Consider the following 19,617-nt stretch of genomic DNA (forward strand, 5'->3'; position numbering starts at 1 on the left):
TCAGTCTCTAACTCATTTTTGTCCATTGGCGAGTTAACCTCTTACTCGCCATTGCCCCGAAACAATTTACAAACTTGAATGTTGACGGGCAGCATTGAGCGAATAGCGAACAACAAATCTAATGGAAATACTACACTTTTAATAGGATTATGTATCGTGCGGCGGCATAATATTATTAACGTTGGCAATAGGAGGTTGCATGAACTTAATTGAATCAAAAGAAACTTATTTAAATGAGTTAATAGACATAAATGAACTGCACAAAAGGGCGCTTAGCCTTGCCATCGATTGTGTAATTGACAACGAATCTGAAGGTCAGGATCTGCCGATCGTTTTAACTAGCTATGATGATATTTGCAAGGATCAAATTTCTCACCTCTTGACGAGCTTTTGCGAGAAAATTTATCCAAATTCTGGTATTTCTTTCAAGGCTCATAACCTCTTTCTCTTCGGCACTGATTTTGAAAGTACATGTGATTCATTGATAAGAAATATGCGTAGATATGAGCAAAGCTATATTTATTTAGCTGATAGCCCTACTTCGTTTGAAAACTTACCATCAGGCTTATTTCATATTGTAGACATTGAATACAAGAACGTTACGCGATACAAGAATACTAGAAAAGGGGATGTTCCACAGAAAAAGTACGTGGATGAATATGGCGCTGACGACTACCTTTCAGGGTTATTTGACCTAGTCGCATTTGGTGAAAAGATTAAGGTATCAGATGCGACTGAAGCTTCTAATTTACTATTTGATGAATGTAATGCATGCATAATCCGTCCTATTCCCGCCCCAAAAGGGGCTGAGTATAGTTCAAAAATAACGATTTCATCGCCGGAGTGGGAGAAGCTAGCGTGCGTCGCGCTTAGAAGATACCAACACAGGGAATGCGGAGATGGTATGAATTGGGATATTTCTGATGAAGGGTGGAAAAACGTTGAGGCTTATCCTTTTACTGAAAAGTTACTAGTGCCGGGCACAAGCGAAAAAAGAGATTGTTTAATAGGTTTAGTAACAATGAATATAAATGAAGGATGCTTACCTCTTTTATCAACAGTGTGGCTCCACCCCCTTTTTCGACGCAAAGGTAAGCTCAAAAATTTATGGTCAGACTTAAAATATACGTATGGCAATTTTGATGTGGAGCAACCCAACGCCAATATGAAAGCCTTTATGAAGGCCATGAGTGACTCAAAGAAATCCGAGTTGTAATTTCACCTTATTAATGTTTTTAACGTCCGCTTTTGGCACAAATGCGACTATCAGAGAAAATTGAGTCATTAATAAGCTCAAATCAACGTTTTAATCTCTAAAGTGATAGCTTCTTGTTAAGTTAAGAAAAGGATAGAACTTGGTTTCATGTTGGCAGTCTGTTGATCGTGCGCTTTACGTCCTAAGACACTTTACTCTTAGGCGTTATAGCCATATTTGAGCCTGTTTACGGTATTTTTAATTAATTCACGGCCAGCTATTGTATCTATAAATGTTAAAGGTTTTTTAGAGTCGAATTGGAGTGACGAGGTATTTAACCAAATATTAAAACGTTCTATATTTTCAAAGTAATTAAGACAAAAAGAGCAGACTTTTGCAATTTCAAATGCATTTTCACTTAAAGTGGTATTTAAGGGCTTTAATTCTTTTTTATAGCGTACATATGAGCTCTTGCTAGTTCTAATAGCTGAAGAAAATGCTCGTATATCCCAGCCTAGCTCTATCCTTAAACGCTCAGCATTTTTGATATCTACACCTTGATGTATAAAGTTAATTTGTTCTAGATGACTAGATTTTTCACTGATATTTCTATTGCTTAAAATCTCTGTAAGGTCTATTTGTTTATGAATTTCAGAGAAGTTATACATAGCAACACCTTAAATTAAATTATGTTTCCTCGTGTAACTGAAATCGATGTTACCTGTAGAGGTCTACTTGAGGTAAATTCTAGTGTATTTACCGCAATTCACTTAACCCCAAAGCAATAGCCTCTTGCTGAAAGCGGCCTGATATATTAATAATTCGCTCATAGGCGTCGGTTAAAAAATGCTCCTCTGTCGCTTCAGATCTATTGCTCATAGCTGGCTGCTCAAAAAAGTCAGCAAAGTTATCAAAATCGAACTGGGTTTTGGAAGTTTTTTTACTTTGTTTATTAAAAGTAATATCGCTTGAATTTTCATCTACGGTATTATTTCCAGCAGCAGTCTCAATCTTTTCAAACTTAACTACATCAGCTTCAAATGGAACATCTTGATTAACCCTATACGCATACTCTAAAAGCTTAGGTTCGGCGGGCATGTACATAATCGCTTCTTGGTTTTTAGAGTTTGTTACCCTCAGTATGCGGCCCAATATTTGCCTAAAATGCATTTCTGTTTTTATGTTTGTAAGGTGACAGCAAACCTGCAAACGAGGGATGTTTGTACCTTCGCTAATCATACCAACAGAAATAATCCACTTAGTTTGTGCATACCTAAACTGCTGAATAATACTTGTAGGTTCATTTTCTCGGTAGGTTACAACAATGCTATCCTCGTCAAAGTGAGTTCGCATTAACATAGAGATTTGATGGGCATGCTCAACAGATGATGCAACAATCAACCCCGCTGCGTCGGGGTTTTTCAACCTGATTGAAGTAAGCTTTTTTTGAGCTGAAGAAATCATGTATTTTATTACCGCTTCATTTTCAATAATTTCTTGATAAGAAACGCCAGAGTCGTTTAATAACGCTTTAAAGCAGTTAAATGTTTTGGTTTCAGCGTCATCTACAACTGTAATGCGGCTATTATCAACAGCTACTATTTGTGGAACCCGACAAACATTATCTCCAATAGCCTCAGAAAGCCCGTAAACGTAATCACACGCTATTTTATTGTTAGGCTGCTGATATGATGAAAGAACAATAGGAGCAGCGTCAGAACGCCAAGGGGTGCCTGTTAAGGCTAATGTGTATTGTGCTTTATTTTGAATGTTAAGAATTATCTGCTCACCCCATGCATTGGCATTGTCAATATTAGAGCCAGCGCAATGATGAATTTCATCAAATATTACAAAAACACGATACCGTTCAAATAGCTGCCAAAAGTGCACATCTAAATACTGTAAGCTTTGATAGGTTAAAGCTCTACCTTTAGCGCCAATAAGCCCATCAAATCGTTCATTCGTTTTTAGCTGTAAGCTTTCCTTAAAGTCCTGAGAAACAATAGACGACGGTGAAAAACAAATGATTAAATCGACCATATTATTTTTTAATAATTGATTGGCTAATTCTGAGGCCATCAAAGTTTTACCTGACCCTGGAGTTGCCAAGGCTAAAAAGTGGCTATTGCCGTTCTGGTATTGTGTAAGCGCTAAATTAATACACTCGGCTTGCCATAGTCTTAGTTTCATATTTTCTCTAATGCTTCGTTTTGCTTCAGTAAGCCTTCAATCGCTCTAATCTTGCCAAGTATTCTTGTATTGTTGTCTCTCGCTTTGTTGTATTGTGGCTGAAGCTCATCTACTAATTCGGGTGACTCCAAATAAAGCTCTTTATATGCCTCAGATTCACCCATATTCAATAATAGCTCGGCTTTGTAGTGATTTAACTTACTAAGTAACAGTGCGTGTTTATCATCTGCCTTTTCTGTTGTTGCAATAGGTATGGCACTAGCTAAATGAGTAATTGCCTCAACGTTAAAGCTCTCAGTTTTATTGAATCGCGTAAATCCTTTTTTATTTGATACCACCTTTTTCAGCCAGCCTTTTTTAACAAGCTTGATCAGTTCTGCGTATATACTTCGCCTAACTGCTGTAGGTACTAAAGAAGAATCACTTTTTAATGCTAAGTACGCCGAACGCACATCACTTGTTGTGAAGTTATCAAAATTTGGTGCAACAATAATTTGAGCTACGAGAGGGTCAAATTTCAAAGTAAATCCTAATAAACTTCATATAATAATGGGTATTATAGGGCGTGGTAGTTAAGCCCTCAACATGAAAATCTAATCATTTTGCCTTGAGGAAAATCAGGTGAGTGATTTAGTTAAACATTTTGGTGAAAAGCTACGAGAAAAACGCAAAGAAGCAGGCTATTCGCAAGAAGGGTTTGCTGCCTATGTCGGTATAGAGCGCGGTAATTACGGAAAAATGGAAAGAGGTAATGTTAATATTAAGCTCGAAACCTTATATAAATTAGTAAACGCATTAAATTGCGAGTTTGAAGAGATACTACCGGCAAGGCAAAAGTATAAAATTGACCTAGATTAACCAAAAACTACTTGGTACCAATATATTATTAATTTTTTAATTAATTAGGGTATATTAATCACTATTACCTCAGGAATATAAATAAGCGAGTGAGTTGCTTTAAGTAAAATAAATCATCTTTAACTCTCTGGCTAGCAAGGACTTAACTTACATGTTTGAACAAACCTTTAAAAATATCGACGACATTTTTCATAAAGATGCAGGCTGCTCTAGTGAGCTAGATTACACCGAGCAATCGTCGTGGATGCTATTTTTAAAATACCTTGATGACTTAGAGTTTACCAAGTCTCAAGAAGCCGAGTTAATGGCAGAAGACTACCAATATATTATTGATGAAGAGTACCGCTGGAGTTCATGGGCTGCACCTAAAACCGCTAATGGTGAGTTTGATCACGATAACGCCTTAACAGGTAGCGACTTAATGGATTTTGTCGATGGCGAGTTATTCCCTTACCTCAAAGGTTTTAAGTTACGTGCTAAAAGCCCTGACACTATTGAATACAAAATTGGTGAAATCTTTAGCGAGATCAAAAACAAAATTCAAAGTGGCTACTCACTTCGCGACGCACTCGAAAAAGTAGACGAATTACGTTTTCGCTCACAAGAAGAAAAGCACGAGCTTTCACACCTGTACGAAGTTAAAATCAAAAACATGGGTAACGCTGGCCGTAACGGGGGCGAATACTACACACCACGCCCATTGATTCGCGCCATGATCGATGTATTACAGCCGCAAATTGGCGAAACCATATACGACGGTGCCGCAGGCTCGGCGGGTTTCTTATGTGAAGCCTACGACTACCTTCGCCAAGGTGGTGCTAGCAATAAACAGCTTTCAACCAGTGACTTAAAAACCCTGCAAGAAAACACTTTCTACGCCAAAGAGAAAAAGTCGTTAGCGTACGTTATTGCCATTATGAACATGATTCTACATGGCATCGAAGCACCTAACGTTATTCATACCAATACCCTGGGCGAAAACCTACAAGACATTACCCCAAGCAACCAGCACGACATTGTATTAGCTAACCCACCGTTTGGTGGTAAAGAGCGTAAAGAAGTTCAGCAAAATTTCCCGATTAAAACCGGTGAGACTGCCTTCTTGTTTTTGCAGCACTTTATCAAAATGCTAAAGCCTGGTGGCCGTGCAGCTATTGTTATTAAAAACACCTTTTTATCGAATACCGATAACGCCGCCATTGCCTTACGCAAAGAGCTATTAGAAAACTGCAACTTACACACCGTGCTCGATTGCCCAGCCAAAACCTTTTTAGGCGCAGGGGTAAAAACTGTGGTGTTGTTTTTCACCAAAGGCGAGCCGACACAAAAAACCTGGTTCTATCAGTTAGATCCTGGCCGCAGCTTGGGTAAAACCAATCCACTAAACGACAAAGACTTAAAAGAATTTATCGAGCTACAAAAAGACTTTGCAGATAGTGCTAAGTCTTGGTCATTAACAACAACTGAACTGGATGAGGCAACATGGGATTTATCGGTTAAAAACCCCAATCAAGCAGAAGAAGCCCCACTGCGTGAACCGCAAGCAATCATTGAAGAAATCATCGCCCTGGATAAAGAAAGCGAAGCAATTCTGGGTAAAATTCAGGAGTTGTTGTGATGGAAGGTTGGAGGAAAAAGAAAATAGGTGACTTTCTTACTCTTGAGTATGGAAAGCCTTTGGATAAGGTCAAAAGAAAGGTTGATGGGTTATACCCAGCATATGGAGCTAATGGAGTTAAGTGCCGAAGTGATGAGTTCTATTTTGATAAAAAAACTATTATTGTTGGGCGTAAAGGATCGGCTGGAGAAATTACCCTAACAGAAGAGAAGTTTTGGCCCTTAGACGTCACTTATTTTGTGAATTTTGATGCTACGAAATACGATTTAATGTTTATTTATCACTTATTATCTCGTTTAGATTTACCTAGTTTAGCAACTGGTGTAAAGCCAGGAATAAATAGAAATAATGTTTATTCGATTAGTGTTCAAATTCCCGAAATAAAAGAACAAAAATGCATCGTCGCCATACTCGAACAGGCCTTTGCCGACATAGAACAAGCCCGCGCCAAGACTGAGCAAAACCTCAAAAACGCCCGCGAGCTGTTTGAAAGCTACTTGCAGCAAGTGTTTAGCCAGCGTGGTAAAAAGGTTCAGAGTGTTGAGTTGGGAGATGTGGTAGATGTGCTGACTGACTATCATGCTAATGGTAGTTATAAAGTTTTAAAGCAACATGTAGAACTAAAAGAGCAGGAAGATTTTGCTTGGATGGTTAGAAGTACTGACTTTGAAAAGAAATTCAAAAATGAAAAGCGATATATTACCGAGCATGCTTATAACTATTTAACAAAGAGTAAATTGTTCGGTGGCGAAATTATTATGAGTAAAATAGGAAATGCTGGAAAGGTGTATTTTATGCCTGAAACTGACCGGCCTTGTTCTTTAGCAATGAATTTATTTTTAATTCGCTTGGATCCATCCAAAGCGAATAATGAATATATTTACCGCTATTTAAACTCTAGTAGTGGGAAAGCCCAAATAGCGCCAAGACTAAAAGGTGCAGCAACACAAACAATTACTAAAGACAACGTGAGAAGCCTTCAAATTCCAATGCCTTCTTTAGATGGACAACATGAGGTTATTAAGAACCTAAAAATTCTAGAGAAAGAGATCGAATCACTAGAAAGTCTTTACATGAAAAAACTTACAAATATCGAAGAACTCAAAAAATCTATCCTACAAAAAGCCTTTTCAGGTAAGTTAACGAAAACGCTTGAGGTTGATACAAACAAAGGAGCAGTGGCCTAATGTCACAAGCAAGGATGCGTAACGAAGCAGATACACGCGCGGATTTAATTGATCCTAAATTGGTTGCTTCAGGTTGGGGTGAAGTTGATAGCAGCTTTATTCGTCGTGAGCTTATTTGCCCAGGCCAAATTATGGCGGGTGGCAAACGCGCTAACAAAGTGCCTTGCGATTATGTGTTGGTATATAAAGGCCGTAAGCTTGCCGCAGTAGAGGCAAAAAAAGAAAGCCTTACTTATAGCGAAGGTGTGCGCCAAGCGAAAGACTATGCACAACGCCTGCAATGCCGTATTGCATATGCCACCAACGGCCATGAGATTTACCAGATTGATATGCTCACAGGTATTGAGACGCTGGTAGATGAATATATGTCTCCCCAAGCGCTTTGGGAGTTAACCTTTGAGCAAAAAGGCGATGCACCAGAAGCGGATTATACGACAGCTTGGCGTGATGCGTTCTCTACTATTCCCTTTGAGGCCAAAGGCGATTGGGCACCGCGTTATTATCAAGAAAACGCCATTCATAATGCTCTTGAAGCCATTGCCCAAGGTAAAAATCGCATCCTGCTAACATTGGCCACAGGTACAGGTAAAACCTGTATTGGCTTTCAAACCGCATGGAAGTTATTTAAAACTCGTTGGAGCTTAACTGCACAAAAAGACGTTAGCCTTGCTAAAAAGCGCCCCCGTATTTTATTTTTGGCCGACCGTAATATATTAGCTAATCAGGCGTTTAACGATTTTTATTCGTTTGGTGATGATGCCATTGTGCGTATCACCCCTGAAGATATACGTAAACGAGGCGGTGTGCCGAAAAATGCTAGCGTATTTTTTACAATTTTTCATACTCTTATGTGTGGGCCTAAAACTGAATTAAAAGAAGCCACAACAGAAGAAGATGAAAATGCGCCACTCAAAAAGGCAGAAAACCCGTATTACGAACAATACCCAGCTGATTTTTTTGATTTAATTATTATTGATGAATGTCACCGTGGTGGCGCGAATGATGAAAGTGCTTGGCGCGATATTCTTAAACACTTTGAACCCGCAGTTCAGCTAGGCTTAACTGCCACACCAAAGCGTACCGATAACGCTGATACCTATGGTTACTTTGGCGAACCCGTTTACAGCTACACATTAAAAGAAGGCATTAACGATGGTTTTTTAACGCCATTTAAAGTGTTACCCATTGTTGGCACTATGGATGAGTACAAGTACATAGAGGGAGATGGTGTTGTTGTAAAAGGCGATCCTGAGCCTGGTAAACTATATAAAGAAGGTGACTTTAACCGTATTATTACCATACCTCAGCGCGAAGAGCGCCGTGTGCACTATTGGATGGATCACTTTAATCCTAAAGAAAAAACCATCGTGTTTTGTGCAACACAAGTTCATGCCGGTATGGTACGCGATTTTATTAATCAGTACGCAGTTAAAAAAGGCTGGACTACCAACACTAACTATTGTGTTCGTGTCACCGCTAACGATGGTGTCGCGGGTGAAAATGATTTAAAAACCTTCTGTGATAACGAAAAAACCATTCCGACAATTTTAACCACCTCACGCAAACTCTCTACCGGTGTAGATGCACGTAATGTACGCAATATTGTGCTTATGCGCCCTTGTAAGAATATGATTGAGTTTAAGCAGATAATAGGGCGAGGCACTCGCACATACGATGGCAAAGACTACTTTACAATTTACGACTTTGTAAAAGCGCACCATAACTTTGCCGACCCTGCTTGGGATGGCGAGCCAATACCCAGCGAAGTATGCTCAGAGTGCGGCACAACTCCATGCCAATGTGAAGACACTGGCGGGGATGGAGCCGGTGAAAAGAAACCGTGCAAGGTGTGTGAACAAAAACTATGTATTTGTGAAAAACCAGAGCCTGAAGGCTGTGATAAATGTGGCGAAAGACCATGTGTATGTGAAAAGCTTGAAATAAAGCTCTCAGACGGCCGTACACGACAAATTAAGCATATTTCCTCAGCAATGTACTGGAATGCTGAAGGCAAGCCCATTACAGCAAAAGAATTTGTTGAACGTATGTTTGACGACTTACCGCGCTTTTTTGAAAATGAAGACCAACTACGCGAAATCTGGAGCGATCCAACCACTCGCGAAAAGCTATTAGAAGATTTAACCGAAGCGGGCTACGATAGCGAAAAACTCGATAGTATGAAAGCCGTAATTGATGCACAAGACAGCGATGTATACGATGTTTTATCCTACGTAGCGTATGCCTCAGAGGCACAAACACGCACTGAACGAGCTCAACAAGCAAAACCTAAAATAAACTCTGCTTTTAGCGATTATAAACAACAAGAGTTTATAAACTTTATATTAAGTAAATACATTGAAGATGGCGTGCAAGAACTCGCACCTAAAAAAATGCGCAGTTTAGTAGAGCTTAAATACAACACCATTAACGACGCCGCCATTGAGTTTGGATCACCGACAGCGATACGCGATACGTTTATTGGTTTTCAGAAGTATTTGTATGCAAGGTAGTTAAATTATATAACTATCTGTAAGCGGAGGAACAACGAATTAACTTTCTCAAGTTGATGTCTCTGAGCTACTACATATAACAGGTTCAAATAAATACTGCTTTAATAGCGTTTACTCATACATTGATACTCAGAATATTATACTGTAGCCAACGCGTTTGAGCATAAGTTTCAAATTTTCCTCAGGAATTTTTTAAATTCATTTAGCTATGCACTTACGTTATTTTGTTTATCGAATTTCTAATGACTAATTAAACATTTTCGTTTAAATCCAGACACATCATGATACCCATATCATTCTCTACTTAATTTGCTGTAATAGGGAATACTGTTGCACCCAGCCATAGCATAAAAGCAAGTTATAGATGTAATAGTTCAGTCTTAGTTTATAAAAATGAAAGTAAAAATGTATATTGTTAACTTTGTTTGAATTTAGGTGTTTTACATTTAGAATAGTAATAAATTACTAATAAACTAATTGAAGCCAATTCTTTAGGCTTTCTTTGTCTGGAAAAAAATGAAAAATTACGCTTATATTTGTTATGAACAAGCGGTTAGTGAAGCTGAAGTTGAACTAATAAATCAATTTTGGGAATTAGAGAAAGGTGAGAATATTAAATTTGCAAATAATGCTCAAAATGTATTTAAAGAATTTAAAAGCAAACTAGATAAGCCTTTGTCAATAATAAAAAGTAAAAGTAGCTGTACCAATGTTCATTCAGCATTTAACTGCGATAGCTGCAATAAAAAAAAACTATTTTCTACTCGTAAAGAGTGCATTGAGCAGTTTGAGTCTGAGCGATATGTGTGTAAAAGTTGCCTTGTTGAGTGCTATTTAAAAGATGGAAAATTAACAATAGAAAAGTTAGGTGAGTATATTGAGCAGAGGCTAAAGTCTGAAAGTACAATTTCTTGTTTAACATATATCGAAAAACTATATTTATTTCTTCTACTTACACGGTTTAATGATGGCAATAAGGCGCCGATTAAGCATCATTACGATGCTCATTCAGAAACTCTCGGTTGCGAAGAAGCAGAAAAAAGAATGATGAAAAGCTTAATTTCCAAAGGTTTTTTAGTCCGCATCACTGAGCATGACTTTAGGGAGGCTCAAGCTCAAGGTCGTGAATCTATAAGATCTTTTCTAGGCGCTTGTTTGCATCTATTTATTCGCGAAGATAATATTTTATCTGAATTGCCAACTTATTCGACTTCATTCATCAACTCCTTTGGATTGTACTTACGCTACTCTGAGGAATATAGCTCAGTTAGCGAATTAACTAAGAGGTTATATGATGATATTTGCGCTCGCAAAGTTAGTAAGAATGATGTAGAGGAGATTCAAGAACTATTGGAAAAAAATAGGATATACAACATCCTGTTGATTATAGAAGACGCTTGTTGTGACTTTAAAGTTACAGTGCAAAAATCACTCCGTTTTGGGAATCTTTTACAGTACCTTGCCAAAAATTATTCATTACCGATTATTAGCTATGTTGTATACAAAGAAGCAAGAAATTTAAGTGCATATTTATATAACAGAAATATCCCCAGTTACATATCTGATAAACTTTTAACAAAGAGAATAGAAGAGTATTTAGACTTAATAAAAAGAAAGAATTACTCTGCTGTTTACACTCGTAGATTGCCTGAAAATATTAGAGTATCAGAAATGGAGGCTTTTTTTTGTAGGGAATTTAATGAAGATTGCTTTAACTGGTTTCATTTAACAAATGAGGAGGTTTTGGACTCCTGGATATCAGGTGCAACAATTGAGTTTAATGTTCCATCTTTACTAAGTTGAAGAGTACATTAAAATAGTACGTGTACTATTTATAAGTTGTTGTTTTTAATGTGAACTTTGTATGCATAGTATGTTTTCTGGGGTTATAAGTTATCGTCTGCGTTCTCAGAGCGATCTCCGAGGCTGGCTGCCCAGCTAACTATTTTTGTTACTTCTGGGCGTTTTACGTTCCATAGTTGATCGTGCTCTTGTTGTAATTGCAAGTAACCTTCGCGGGTAACTAAATTTGTTTTCATGGCCAATTCTTTATTAACTCTAATGGTGTGCACGTTATTAAATTTGCCAAAACTTGTCGAGCGTAAAATGTAATAAAGTACGAGTAAGGAAGCTTTGAAATGTTCAGTAACAATCTAAGCAAGTAATTAGTTTTTGATTATTAAGTTTTTCATTTATATTAACTAGTAATTGGATATAAAAATAAGAAAGAGATTATGGGACACGAGACCACAAAAGTATTAGTTGTTGATGACGATATGCGCTTACGCAGTTTGCTTGAACGTTATTTAGTAGAGCAAGGCTTTATTGTTAGAACCGCAGGAAACTCGGAGCAAATGGATAGACTCCTAGAGCGAGAAAACTTTCACTTAATGGTTCTCGATTTAATGCTTCCAGGCGAGGATGGTTTATCTATTTGCCGCCGACTACGCCAAAAAGAAAATGAAATTCCTATTGTTATGCTTACTGCAAAGGGCGACGAAGTAGACCGTATTATTGGTCTTGAACTTGGCGCTGACGATTACATTCCAAAACCATTTAATCCACGTGAGCTACTTGCTCGCATAAAAGCAATTTTACGCCGCCGCGCAAAAGAAGTGCCAGGTGCTCCAGCTGCTGAAGAAAACTTAATCGCTTTTGGTAAATTTACGCTTAATTTAGCAACGCGCGAAATGAGTGAAGGGGATAAAACAATATCGCTTACCAGTGGTGAGTTTGCAGTGCTTAAAGCGCTTGTTTCGCATCCGCGTGAGCCACTTAGCCGCGATAAGCTAATGAACTTGGCGCGTGGACGTGATTACAGTGCGCTTGAGCGAAGTATTGATGTGCAAGTGTCGCGACTTCGCCGCATGATTGAAGTAGATGCTGCTAATCCTCGATATATTCAAACCGTTTGGGGTTTGGGGTATGTGTTTGTTCCCGACGGTGAAAAGTAATATTTATGGGCATGTTTCCGCGCAGTGCTTTTGGGCAAACTGTTTTTTTAGTGGCGGCTTTGTTGCTAATAAATCAAATAGTGTCTTATGTTACGGTTAGTTTTTATGTTGTAAAACCAACTATTGAGCAAGTTAACTTGATGCTTGCTAAGCAAATTAAAACGGTATTTATTGACTGGGAAGATGGCGTTGAGATAAACGACGAAGTATCTGCGAAGTTTTTTGAAATTACCGGCATTGAAGTAATGACGCAGCGCGAAGCAATGCGTCAAGGGCTTGGACAAAGCCGCGAATATTCTATGCTATCGCGTAGTATGACTGAGCAACTTGGTGGTTATTCTCGTGTACGTATTAGCCAAACTGATCCATTAATTTATTGGGTTGAAGCACCGCAAGCGCCAGGTTATTGGGTAAAAGTACCGCTTAAAGGCTTTAAAGAGAATAACTTAGAGTTTTTAACTTTTTACTTATCAAGTATTGGCTTTTTAAGTGTGCTGGGTGGGTGGTTGTTTGCAAGGCACCTTAATAGGCCATTAAAAGCACTGCAACAAGCTGCAGTAAAAGTAGGTAAAGGCGATTTTTCTACCAAATTAGAAGAAGAAGGCTCAACAGAAGTAATAGAAGTAACGCGCGCGTTTAATCAAATGTCGCGCGGAATTGCCGCACTTGAAAACGACCGCCGTTTACTAATGGCTGGTGTATCGCATGATTTACGTACGCCGCTTACGCGTATCCGTTTAGCCACCGAAATGATGGTTGATGAAGATGACTATCTTCGTGAAGGTATTATTTACGATATAGAAGATATGAACGGGATTATCGATCAGTTTATTGAGTATTTACGCCACCATAAACGTGAAGAACTAAGTTGCGAAGATATAAATGCTTTAGTTGCCGAGGTTGTTAATTCTGAGCTTCAGCATCAACGTACTATTACGTTTAAAAGTAATCCAAATATAGGCAATATACCCTTAAGCTCTGTGGCTATTAAACGTGTAATTACCAACATGATTGGTAATGCGCTGCGTTATTCTGAGGGCGATGTTGAAGTACTTAGTTACTTTAATTTAAACAAAAAATATGTAGTTATCGCTGTAAACGATAGTGGTCCTGGGATCCCTGAAAACGAATTAGAGTCTGTGTTTGAGCCCTTTAAGCAAGGCGATGCTGCACGTGGCAGTGAAGGTAGTGGCTTAGGCCTTGCCATTATTAAACGCATTGTTGATATGCACGACGGTAAAGTAAAACTAGAAAACCGCCCAGAAGGCGGTTTAAGTGCACAAGTATATTTGCCAATCAAGGTATCAACTCCTGCACAATAAATGCAGGGGTTTTATTGTATTAAAGTGCTTTAAAGCGAATAGCAGTACCGCCACTGGTGGCCAGTTTAAGCGTAAGTTTATCGTTTGTAGTCACAATACGTTTTTCGATAGCTATATCGTACGGATTGTTTTTCCACTCTGCGTTTTTACCATCTTTATAAATTTGTGCTTCAAACTTCTTGCCTTGCTCTAAAAAGTCGAGTTTCACCTCAATTGTTCTGGCTTTCTCGTCAGTAACAGCACCTAGGTACCAATCGTTTCCTGAGTATTTAGTGCTTTTACGTTCTTTACGGGCAAATACAATAAAGTCGCCTACTTCGCCATCAAGGGCAATACTTTGCTGCCAATCTGTTGGTACGTCTTGAATAAATTGAAATGCGTCGGGCTTAGCCAAATAGTTTTTAGGTAAGTCGGCAGCCATTTGAATTGGGCTATACAACACAACATAAAGTGCAAGTTGTTTGGCAAGTGTAGTTTGTGGGCGGTTTGTATCGCCTCCTAAACCATTAAAGCTCATATCAAAAATACCTGGCGTAAAGTCCATAGGGCCAGAGAGCATGCGGGTAAAGGCAAGCATTGGTACGTGTTCTGGTGGGTTAGGAGGCGAACCCCATGCATTATATTCTTGCCCGCGTGCACCTTCGCGCGCGATCCAGTTTGGGTAAGTACGGCGCAGGCCTGTATCTTTAATTGGCTCGTGCGTATTGATGCTAATTTTATGTTTAGCTGCAAGTTTTACGTTATGAAGGTATTCGTTAACCATAAATTGGCCGTCATGCCATTCATGGCGCGCAATACCGTTTTTGTCTATACGTTTTATATTTCCGCCATCGGCTACATAACCTGTTTTTACTTGGCTGACGTTTGACTTTTCGTAAAGTGTAAAGGCATCTTCCATTTGGTCTCGGTAGTTGCTTACATTGCCTGATGTTTCGTGATGGCCAATGAGATGTACGCCTTTTTCTTTGCCGTATTGAGCAAGCGCTGTTATATCAAAATCGTCGTACGGTTTGGTAAAGTTAAATACATCGCCATTAAAGTACCAATCGCCATCCCAGCCAATATTCCAGCCTTCAACGAGTACGCCATCAAAACCATACTGCGCTGCAAAATCCATATAGTATTTTGTGGTTTGCGTAGTGGCGCCGTGTTTTTTACCGCTACCCCAAGTTTGCGTGTTTATATGCATACCCCACCAAATACCGACGTATTTGCCAGGTTTAACCCACGACACGTCACCGAGTTTATTAGGCTCGTTTAAATTTAGTATTATATCTGAATTAACTAGGCCAACAGCGCTGTCGGCTATTTGAATGGTGCGCCATGGTGTTTTAAAAGCACCTTGTTTTTTAACGGCAACACCATCTGACCAAGGGGTTAAGTCTGCTGTAAATGTGCCTGGACGGCGCTGATTAAGCACCATACCCGCGTAATCAACAAGAGCGGCTTCATGAATACTAATATGAGTACCGTCACTTGTTTTAAACGTAAATGGTGTGTGAGCTAGTGGAGCTTCGTTAAGTGGAGTAGTGTTGTAAACATATTCGTAGCGGTTCCAGCCACGAGCAGGTATCCACCATGCTGTTGCATCATGGCTATTGTTTATTGCAAACTCAGTCAGCTCTTTGGTTATTTCTGTATGTTCGAAGCCGGTTTGTTGTGGCACTTCGTATCTAAAACCTACACCACTATCAAATGCTTTAAATCGAATAGTGTAGGTACCTTTATTTGGCTCGTTTTTTGTAAAGGTAACGGCTACTTCGTTATATTCGTCAACAACGTTTTGGCGTTCGCCCCAAGGTTGTTGCCACTGCGAGTTAACGCTTTGTTGTTCAATGCTTTTAATTTTAAAACCGTCGCTAAAGGCCGCTTGTGTTTTAAATTCAAACCCCAGTAAAGATTTGTTTATAACCGCTTTGTTTTTAAATTTTATTGCGTAGCTTGGCGTGTTGTTTTCGTCAGAGATGCTTACTGTTATTTGTGTGTCTGGCGATTTTAGCTCTACAGTTTGTCCGTAGCTATTACTAGCAAAGGCTAAAAGCACAAGTGCAGGGATTCTCATGGTGTGTCCTTAGATGAGTCGGTGGTGACATTTAAGGATAATGACTGTTGATGATTAATACGACTGCCTACATACGTATTCAATGTTTTAAAAAATAGAAAGAATTTAGTGGTTTAATCGGTCTATAATGTAAACAAATTGATAATAGCGACAAGAAAATGATAAAAAGCTTACTTTGTGTATTTTTACTAAGTGTTAGTACTGGAGTTTTTGCAGCAAATATAACAATTAAAAATGCTAATAATGGCCCATTACCTAATGCTGTTGTGTGGCTAACTGCAGGAGATTCCTATGGCGTTATTCCTCCAGAAGCACCTTATGCGATGACCCAGCAAAATCGAGAATTTAAGCCGCGTATTTTAGTTGTCCCACAAAATGCAAAGGTAGAGTTTCCGAATGGGGACTCAATCATGCATCACGTTTATTCATTTTCTAAAGCTAAAACATTTGAATTAAAGCTATATAAGGAGCACCCAAAAGCGCCCATTACTTTTGATCAAACAGGGGTCGTTGAGCTTGGCTGTAACATTCATGATTGGATGTTAGGTTATATTGTAGTGGTCGATAGTACTATTTTTGCAATCACTGATGAAAATGGTCATGTTGATTTAAATGCCAATGTAGGCGAATACACATTAAGTGTTTGGCATTCTGGGTTTAGTGATATTAGTAAGGTTGAATCTCAAACTGTTACTGTGGCTACTAACCCGATCACTTATAAGGTAAAGCAGGAAATTGCGGAGCAAATTGACTTTGCTACGGATGAATTTGATGACTATTAATCGCTTAACGAGGCTGATATTTTTAGCCGGTGCTTTATGTTTTAGTAATGCATTGTATGCACAAGTAAAAGGCTTGATACAAATTAGAGCCGTGCAGGGTGACGATACACGTAGCTTCCAAGAGGGCGGCCTTGGGCTATATCGACACGATACTAAAAGCGACGAACTTATTTTATCCCAAGGTATTTTAGATTTTAATGTTGATTTAGCATCTAGTTGGTCGGCTCATGGGGTGTTAAATGCGAATCAAGATCCTGACGTTGGCCTTGGTTTTACGCAAGCTTATGTAAAGTATCAGCCGCTATCTAACAGCAACTATAAATGGCATGTGCGTGTAGGGGGCTTTTATCCACTTATGTCGCTTGAAAACCCTGATATAGGGTGGACTTCTCCTTATAACTATACAAACTCAGCTATTAATAGCTGGATTGGCGAGGAAGTACGCACTGTTGGCGCAGAGATAACTATTAAGCGCCCAGCAAAACGTTTTAACAGCGCTCATAGCTTTAGTTTTGTAGGTGCTACATTTAAAGGCAATGACCCTGCCGGTACTTTACTTGCTTGGCGTGGTTTTGCATTACACGATAGGCAAACTACATTTAGCGAAAGTGTTAAATTTGCGCCTGTAGCGGCATTAAATGCGTATGAATTACGCTGGCAAGCTAATCAGGTTTTACCGTTTGAAGAAGTAGACGGACGTTTTGGCTATTACGCTGGCGTACACTGGGATTACTTAAAAAAATCACAATTTCGAATTTATTATTACAACAATAACGGTGACCCAACCACACTTAATATTAGTACAGGGCAGTATGCTTGGGATACTCGCTTTACAAGCGCCGCTTGGCTTTATAAGTTTAATAATAAAACCCGCTTTATAGCACAGGTACTTAATGGTAAAACCGAAATGGGCGCTAATGCTTTAATAGATAATGCCTTTTACAGCCATTATTTAATGTTAAGCCATAAAGAAGGCAAGCATCGAGTTTCTGTACGCTACGATTACTTTAAAGTGACAGATAACGACACTACTGCGTTTGATCCTAATGCAAGCAATGGGGAAGGTTTAACCGCAACATGGCGCTACCAGCTCACTAATAAACTACAAATAGGGGTTGAAGGTTCTGCACTTAAAAGTGTTGCAAAAAATAGAGAGCCAATTGGATTTAATGAACGAATCTCGCAGCAGCAAATAATGCTAAACGCTCAATGGCGATTTTAGGTTTTATAAACTAGATTTATTATCAAAAAGGTAGGTATTAAATATGGTTTTTTTTGGAGTAAGTAATGAATTTGAATAGTATCCGCGTCAAAGTCTCTTTTCCTATTGTTATTTTAGGTATTGCTATCTTGTCGTTAATTATTGGGTATTCATACTTAATTAACTTACAAAAAAATGCATTAGATGTGCAATCCGATAAATTTATTAAGGCTGTGTCTCTTGCTTTGAGTGCAGACAGGGATTTGTATCAAGCAAAGGTTGCTGAGTTAAATTTAGTCGCACATAACGACAATAAAGAAGCTTATTTGCAAGAGCATAAAGAAAATGCTGAGCAAGTAACGCAAAGGTTAGAGCAGTACTTAGCTTTGTTATCGGATTATCCAAAAGCTATAAATGGGCTTCGCGGTTTTGATGATACTTATAATACTTGGTTAAACGCTTCACTGGCCTATATGAATGATAAAACAAATCTAAAAAAACAGTCTCAATCAGAAAAAGCATTTGACGAATTAAGAGCTACGCTTGATCAAGCTGGTGAATTAGCAGAGCAAACATCGGTTGAAGAAGTTCAAAAGCTATCAGACACAATTGCTTCAACTAAGTTAACTATGCTTATTTTTGTCATATTAATTTTATTAGTGGCGTGTTGGTTTAGTTACCTTATTCCTAAGCAATTAACACAGCAAATTAACTATGTAACTTCTCGTATTAACGATATAGCCTCTGGTGATGGCGATTTAACTGGCAGGATCGCTATAACGTCTAAAGATGAGTTTTCTGAACTTGCAACGCAGTTCAATCGATTTCTCGACAACTTACAGCAATTAATTCGCGATATTTTAGAGCAATCAAAAGAGCTAAGTGAATTAGGAGGTGAGTTAAGTCAGGTTGCAAATAAAAACAATGCTGTAAATCAAACGCTCAGCCAAGCCTCTGAGTCAATAGTAAGTGCAGTGCATGAGATGAGTGTAGCAAGTAGAGAAGTTGCAGGTGTTGCTCAGCAATCATCAACAGAAGCTGATAAATCGTTAAATTTAGCTCAGCAAGGACTAACAGCGGTTGCGCACTCTAGTTCTCGTATTATTTCTTTGTCGCAAAATATGGAGCAAGCTATGGCGCGCTCTACAGAACTACAACAAAGTTCTGATAACATTGCCAAAGTACTTGAGGTTATTCGTGCAATTGCAGAGCAAACAAATCTGCTGGCGCTTAATGCTGCTATTGAAGCCGCGCGAGCTGGTGAATATGGCAGAGGTTTTGCTGTGGTAGCAGATGAAGTAAGAACATTGGCTACACGCACGCAAGTAAGCACAAACGATATTCAAAAAATGATAGAGCAATTTGCAACGAGCGTAGAACAATCAATTAAAGCGATAGATGAAGGTAAGCAATTTGCAGATGATGCGGTTGGCTCGTTTAGTCAAACTAATGATGTGCTTAATGCAATGCAAAGCTCGTCTACTAAAGTAAATGATATGGCGATGCAAACAGCGCAAGCGACTGAAGAGCAGACAACGGTTGCAGATGAAATAAGTCAAAACCTATCATCATTAAACGATCAAACTTTAGAAGGGGGGGCGCTTGCTCGAACTACTGAGGATGTATCTAAAAAAATGGAACAATTGACTGATGAGCTAAATCATTTAGTGCATCGATTTAAAGTTTAAATAAGCTGATTATTTGGTTAGATAGCTCTTTAAGGTTTTAAAATATAACT

At 38.7% G+C, this 19,617-nt stretch carries 15 protein-coding genes and 1 pseudogene; 11 read left to right on the top strand and 5 right to left on the bottom strand.

Features of this window, described 5'->3' with window-relative positions; genetic code table 11:
• Positions 1 to 199 precede the first annotated feature (199 nt).
• Complete coding sequence (locus tag H5126_RS16160) at positions 200 to 1,216, top strand: hypothetical protein (RefSeq protein ID WP_138764487.1); 1,017 nt, start codon at positions 200 to 202, stop codon at positions 1,214 to 1,216.
• A 197-nt stretch (positions 1,217 to 1,413) separates the two neighbouring features.
• Here H5126_RS16160 and H5126_RS16165 read toward each other — a convergent pair whose 3' ends face one another.
• From H5126_RS16165 to H5126_RS16175, 3 genes are all read right to left on the bottom strand, one after another.
• Positions 1,414 to 1,863 (bottom strand): antitoxin Xre/MbcA/ParS toxin-binding domain-containing protein, encoded by a 450-nt coding sequence (locus tag H5126_RS16165; protein WP_165724156.1) that lies wholly within the window; start codon positions 1,861 to 1,863, stop codon positions 1,414 to 1,416.
• Positions 1,864 to 1,951: 88 nt separating this feature from the next.
• Positions 1,952 to 3,385: a DEAD/DEAH box helicase gene (locus H5126_RS16170; RefSeq protein WP_165724154.1), complete on the bottom strand. Its 1,434-nt coding sequence runs from the start codon at positions 3,383 to 3,385 to the stop codon at positions 1,952 to 1,954.
• On the bottom strand, positions 3,382 to 3,906 hold the full coding sequence (locus H5126_RS16175; RefSeq protein WP_165724152.1) for a hypothetical protein: 525 nt from the start codon (positions 3,904 to 3,906) through the stop codon (positions 3,382 to 3,384). Before H5126_RS16175 ends, H5126_RS16170 begins: the two co-directional genes overlap by 4 nt.
• A gap of 100 nt (positions 3,907 to 4,006) precedes the next feature.
• Between H5126_RS16175 and H5126_RS16180 the strand changes: the two genes are divergently transcribed.
• From H5126_RS16180 to H5126_RS16200, 5 genes are all read left to right on the top strand, one after another.
• A complete protein-coding gene (locus tag H5126_RS16180) occupies positions 4,007 to 4,243 on the top strand; it encodes a helix-turn-helix domain-containing protein (RefSeq protein WP_004588153.1) in 237 nt (78 codons plus the stop codon).
• A gap of 151 nt (positions 4,244 to 4,394) precedes the next feature.
• Positions 4,395 to 5,861, top strand: coding sequence for an N-6 DNA methylase (locus H5126_RS16185; protein WP_165724150.1), 1,467 nt, complete (start codon positions 4,395 to 4,397; stop codon positions 5,859 to 5,861).
• Positions 5,861 to 7,048 carry a restriction endonuclease subunit S gene (locus H5126_RS16190; RefSeq protein ID WP_240915905.1) on the top strand — a complete coding sequence of 396 codons (1,188 nt, stop codon included), beginning with the start codon at positions 5,861 to 5,863 and terminating at the stop codon, positions 7,046 to 7,048. Before H5126_RS16185 ends, H5126_RS16190 begins: the two co-directional genes overlap by 1 nt.
• Entirely contained in the window at positions 7,048 to 9,558 is a 2,511-nt protein-coding gene (gene hsdR / locus H5126_RS16195) for an EcoAI/FtnUII family type I restriction enzme subunit R (protein WP_165724147.1), read from the top strand. The genes H5126_RS16190 and hsdR overlap by 1 nt, the downstream gene beginning before the upstream one ends.
• Before the next feature lie 516 nt (positions 9,559 to 10,074).
• Positions 10,075 to 11,361, top strand: a complete 1,287-nt coding sequence (locus H5126_RS16200) for a hypothetical protein (RefSeq protein WP_165724145.1) — start codon at positions 10,075 to 10,077, stop codon at positions 11,359 to 11,361.
• Between the two features lie 95 nt (positions 11,362 to 11,456).
• Here H5126_RS16200 and H5126_RS16205 read toward each other — a convergent pair.
• Positions 11,457 to 11,597 (bottom strand): annotated as a pseudogene (locus H5126_RS16205) (transcription elongation factor GreB); the annotation flags it as partial.
• 195 nt (positions 11,598 to 11,792) lie between these two features.
• Between H5126_RS16205 and ompR the strand changes: the two are divergent.
• Entirely contained in the window at positions 11,793 to 12,512 is a 720-nt protein-coding gene (ompR, locus tag H5126_RS16210) for a two-component system response regulator OmpR (protein ID WP_002959552.1), read from the top strand.
• Positions 12,513 to 12,517: 5 nt separating this feature from the next.
• Positions 12,518 to 13,834, top strand: coding sequence for a two-component system sensor histidine kinase EnvZ (gene envZ / locus H5126_RS16215; RefSeq protein ID WP_182720104.1), 1,317 nt, complete (start codon positions 12,518 to 12,520; stop codon positions 13,832 to 13,834).
• A 19-nt stretch (positions 13,835 to 13,853) separates the two neighbouring features.
• Here the strand turns inward: envZ and H5126_RS16220 are convergent, their stop codons facing one another.
• Positions 13,854 to 15,896 carry a glycoside hydrolase family 97 protein gene (locus tag H5126_RS16220; RefSeq protein WP_182720103.1) on the bottom strand — a complete coding sequence of 681 codons (2,043 nt, stop codon included), beginning with the start codon at positions 15,894 to 15,896 and terminating at the stop codon, positions 13,854 to 13,856.
• Positions 15,897 to 16,054: 158 nt separating this feature from the next.
• Here H5126_RS16220 and H5126_RS16225 point away from each other — a divergent pair, with 158 nt between their 5' ends.
• The 3 genes from H5126_RS16225 (at position 16,055) to H5126_RS16235 (ending at position 19,567) form a co-directional block, all read left to right on the top strand.
• Entirely contained in the window at positions 16,055 to 16,678 is a 624-nt protein-coding gene (locus H5126_RS16225) for a methylamine utilization protein (RefSeq protein WP_182716555.1), read from the top strand.
• A complete protein-coding gene (locus H5126_RS16230; protein WP_182720102.1) occupies positions 16,668 to 17,900 on the top strand; it encodes a hypothetical protein in 1,233 nt (410 codons plus the stop codon). Before H5126_RS16225 ends, H5126_RS16230 begins: the two co-directional genes overlap by 11 nt.
• A 65-nt stretch (positions 17,901 to 17,965) precedes the next feature.
• A complete protein-coding gene (locus H5126_RS16235) occupies positions 17,966 to 19,567 on the top strand; it encodes a methyl-accepting chemotaxis protein (RefSeq protein ID WP_182720101.1) in 1,602 nt (533 codons plus the stop codon).
• Positions 19,568 to 19,617: the final 50 nt, after the last annotated feature.

The organism is Pseudoalteromonas sp. SG45-3 (assembly GCF_014164075.1).
Taxonomy (GTDB): Bacteria; Pseudomonadota; Gammaproteobacteria; order Enterobacterales; family Alteromonadaceae; genus Pseudoalteromonas; species Pseudoalteromonas distincta.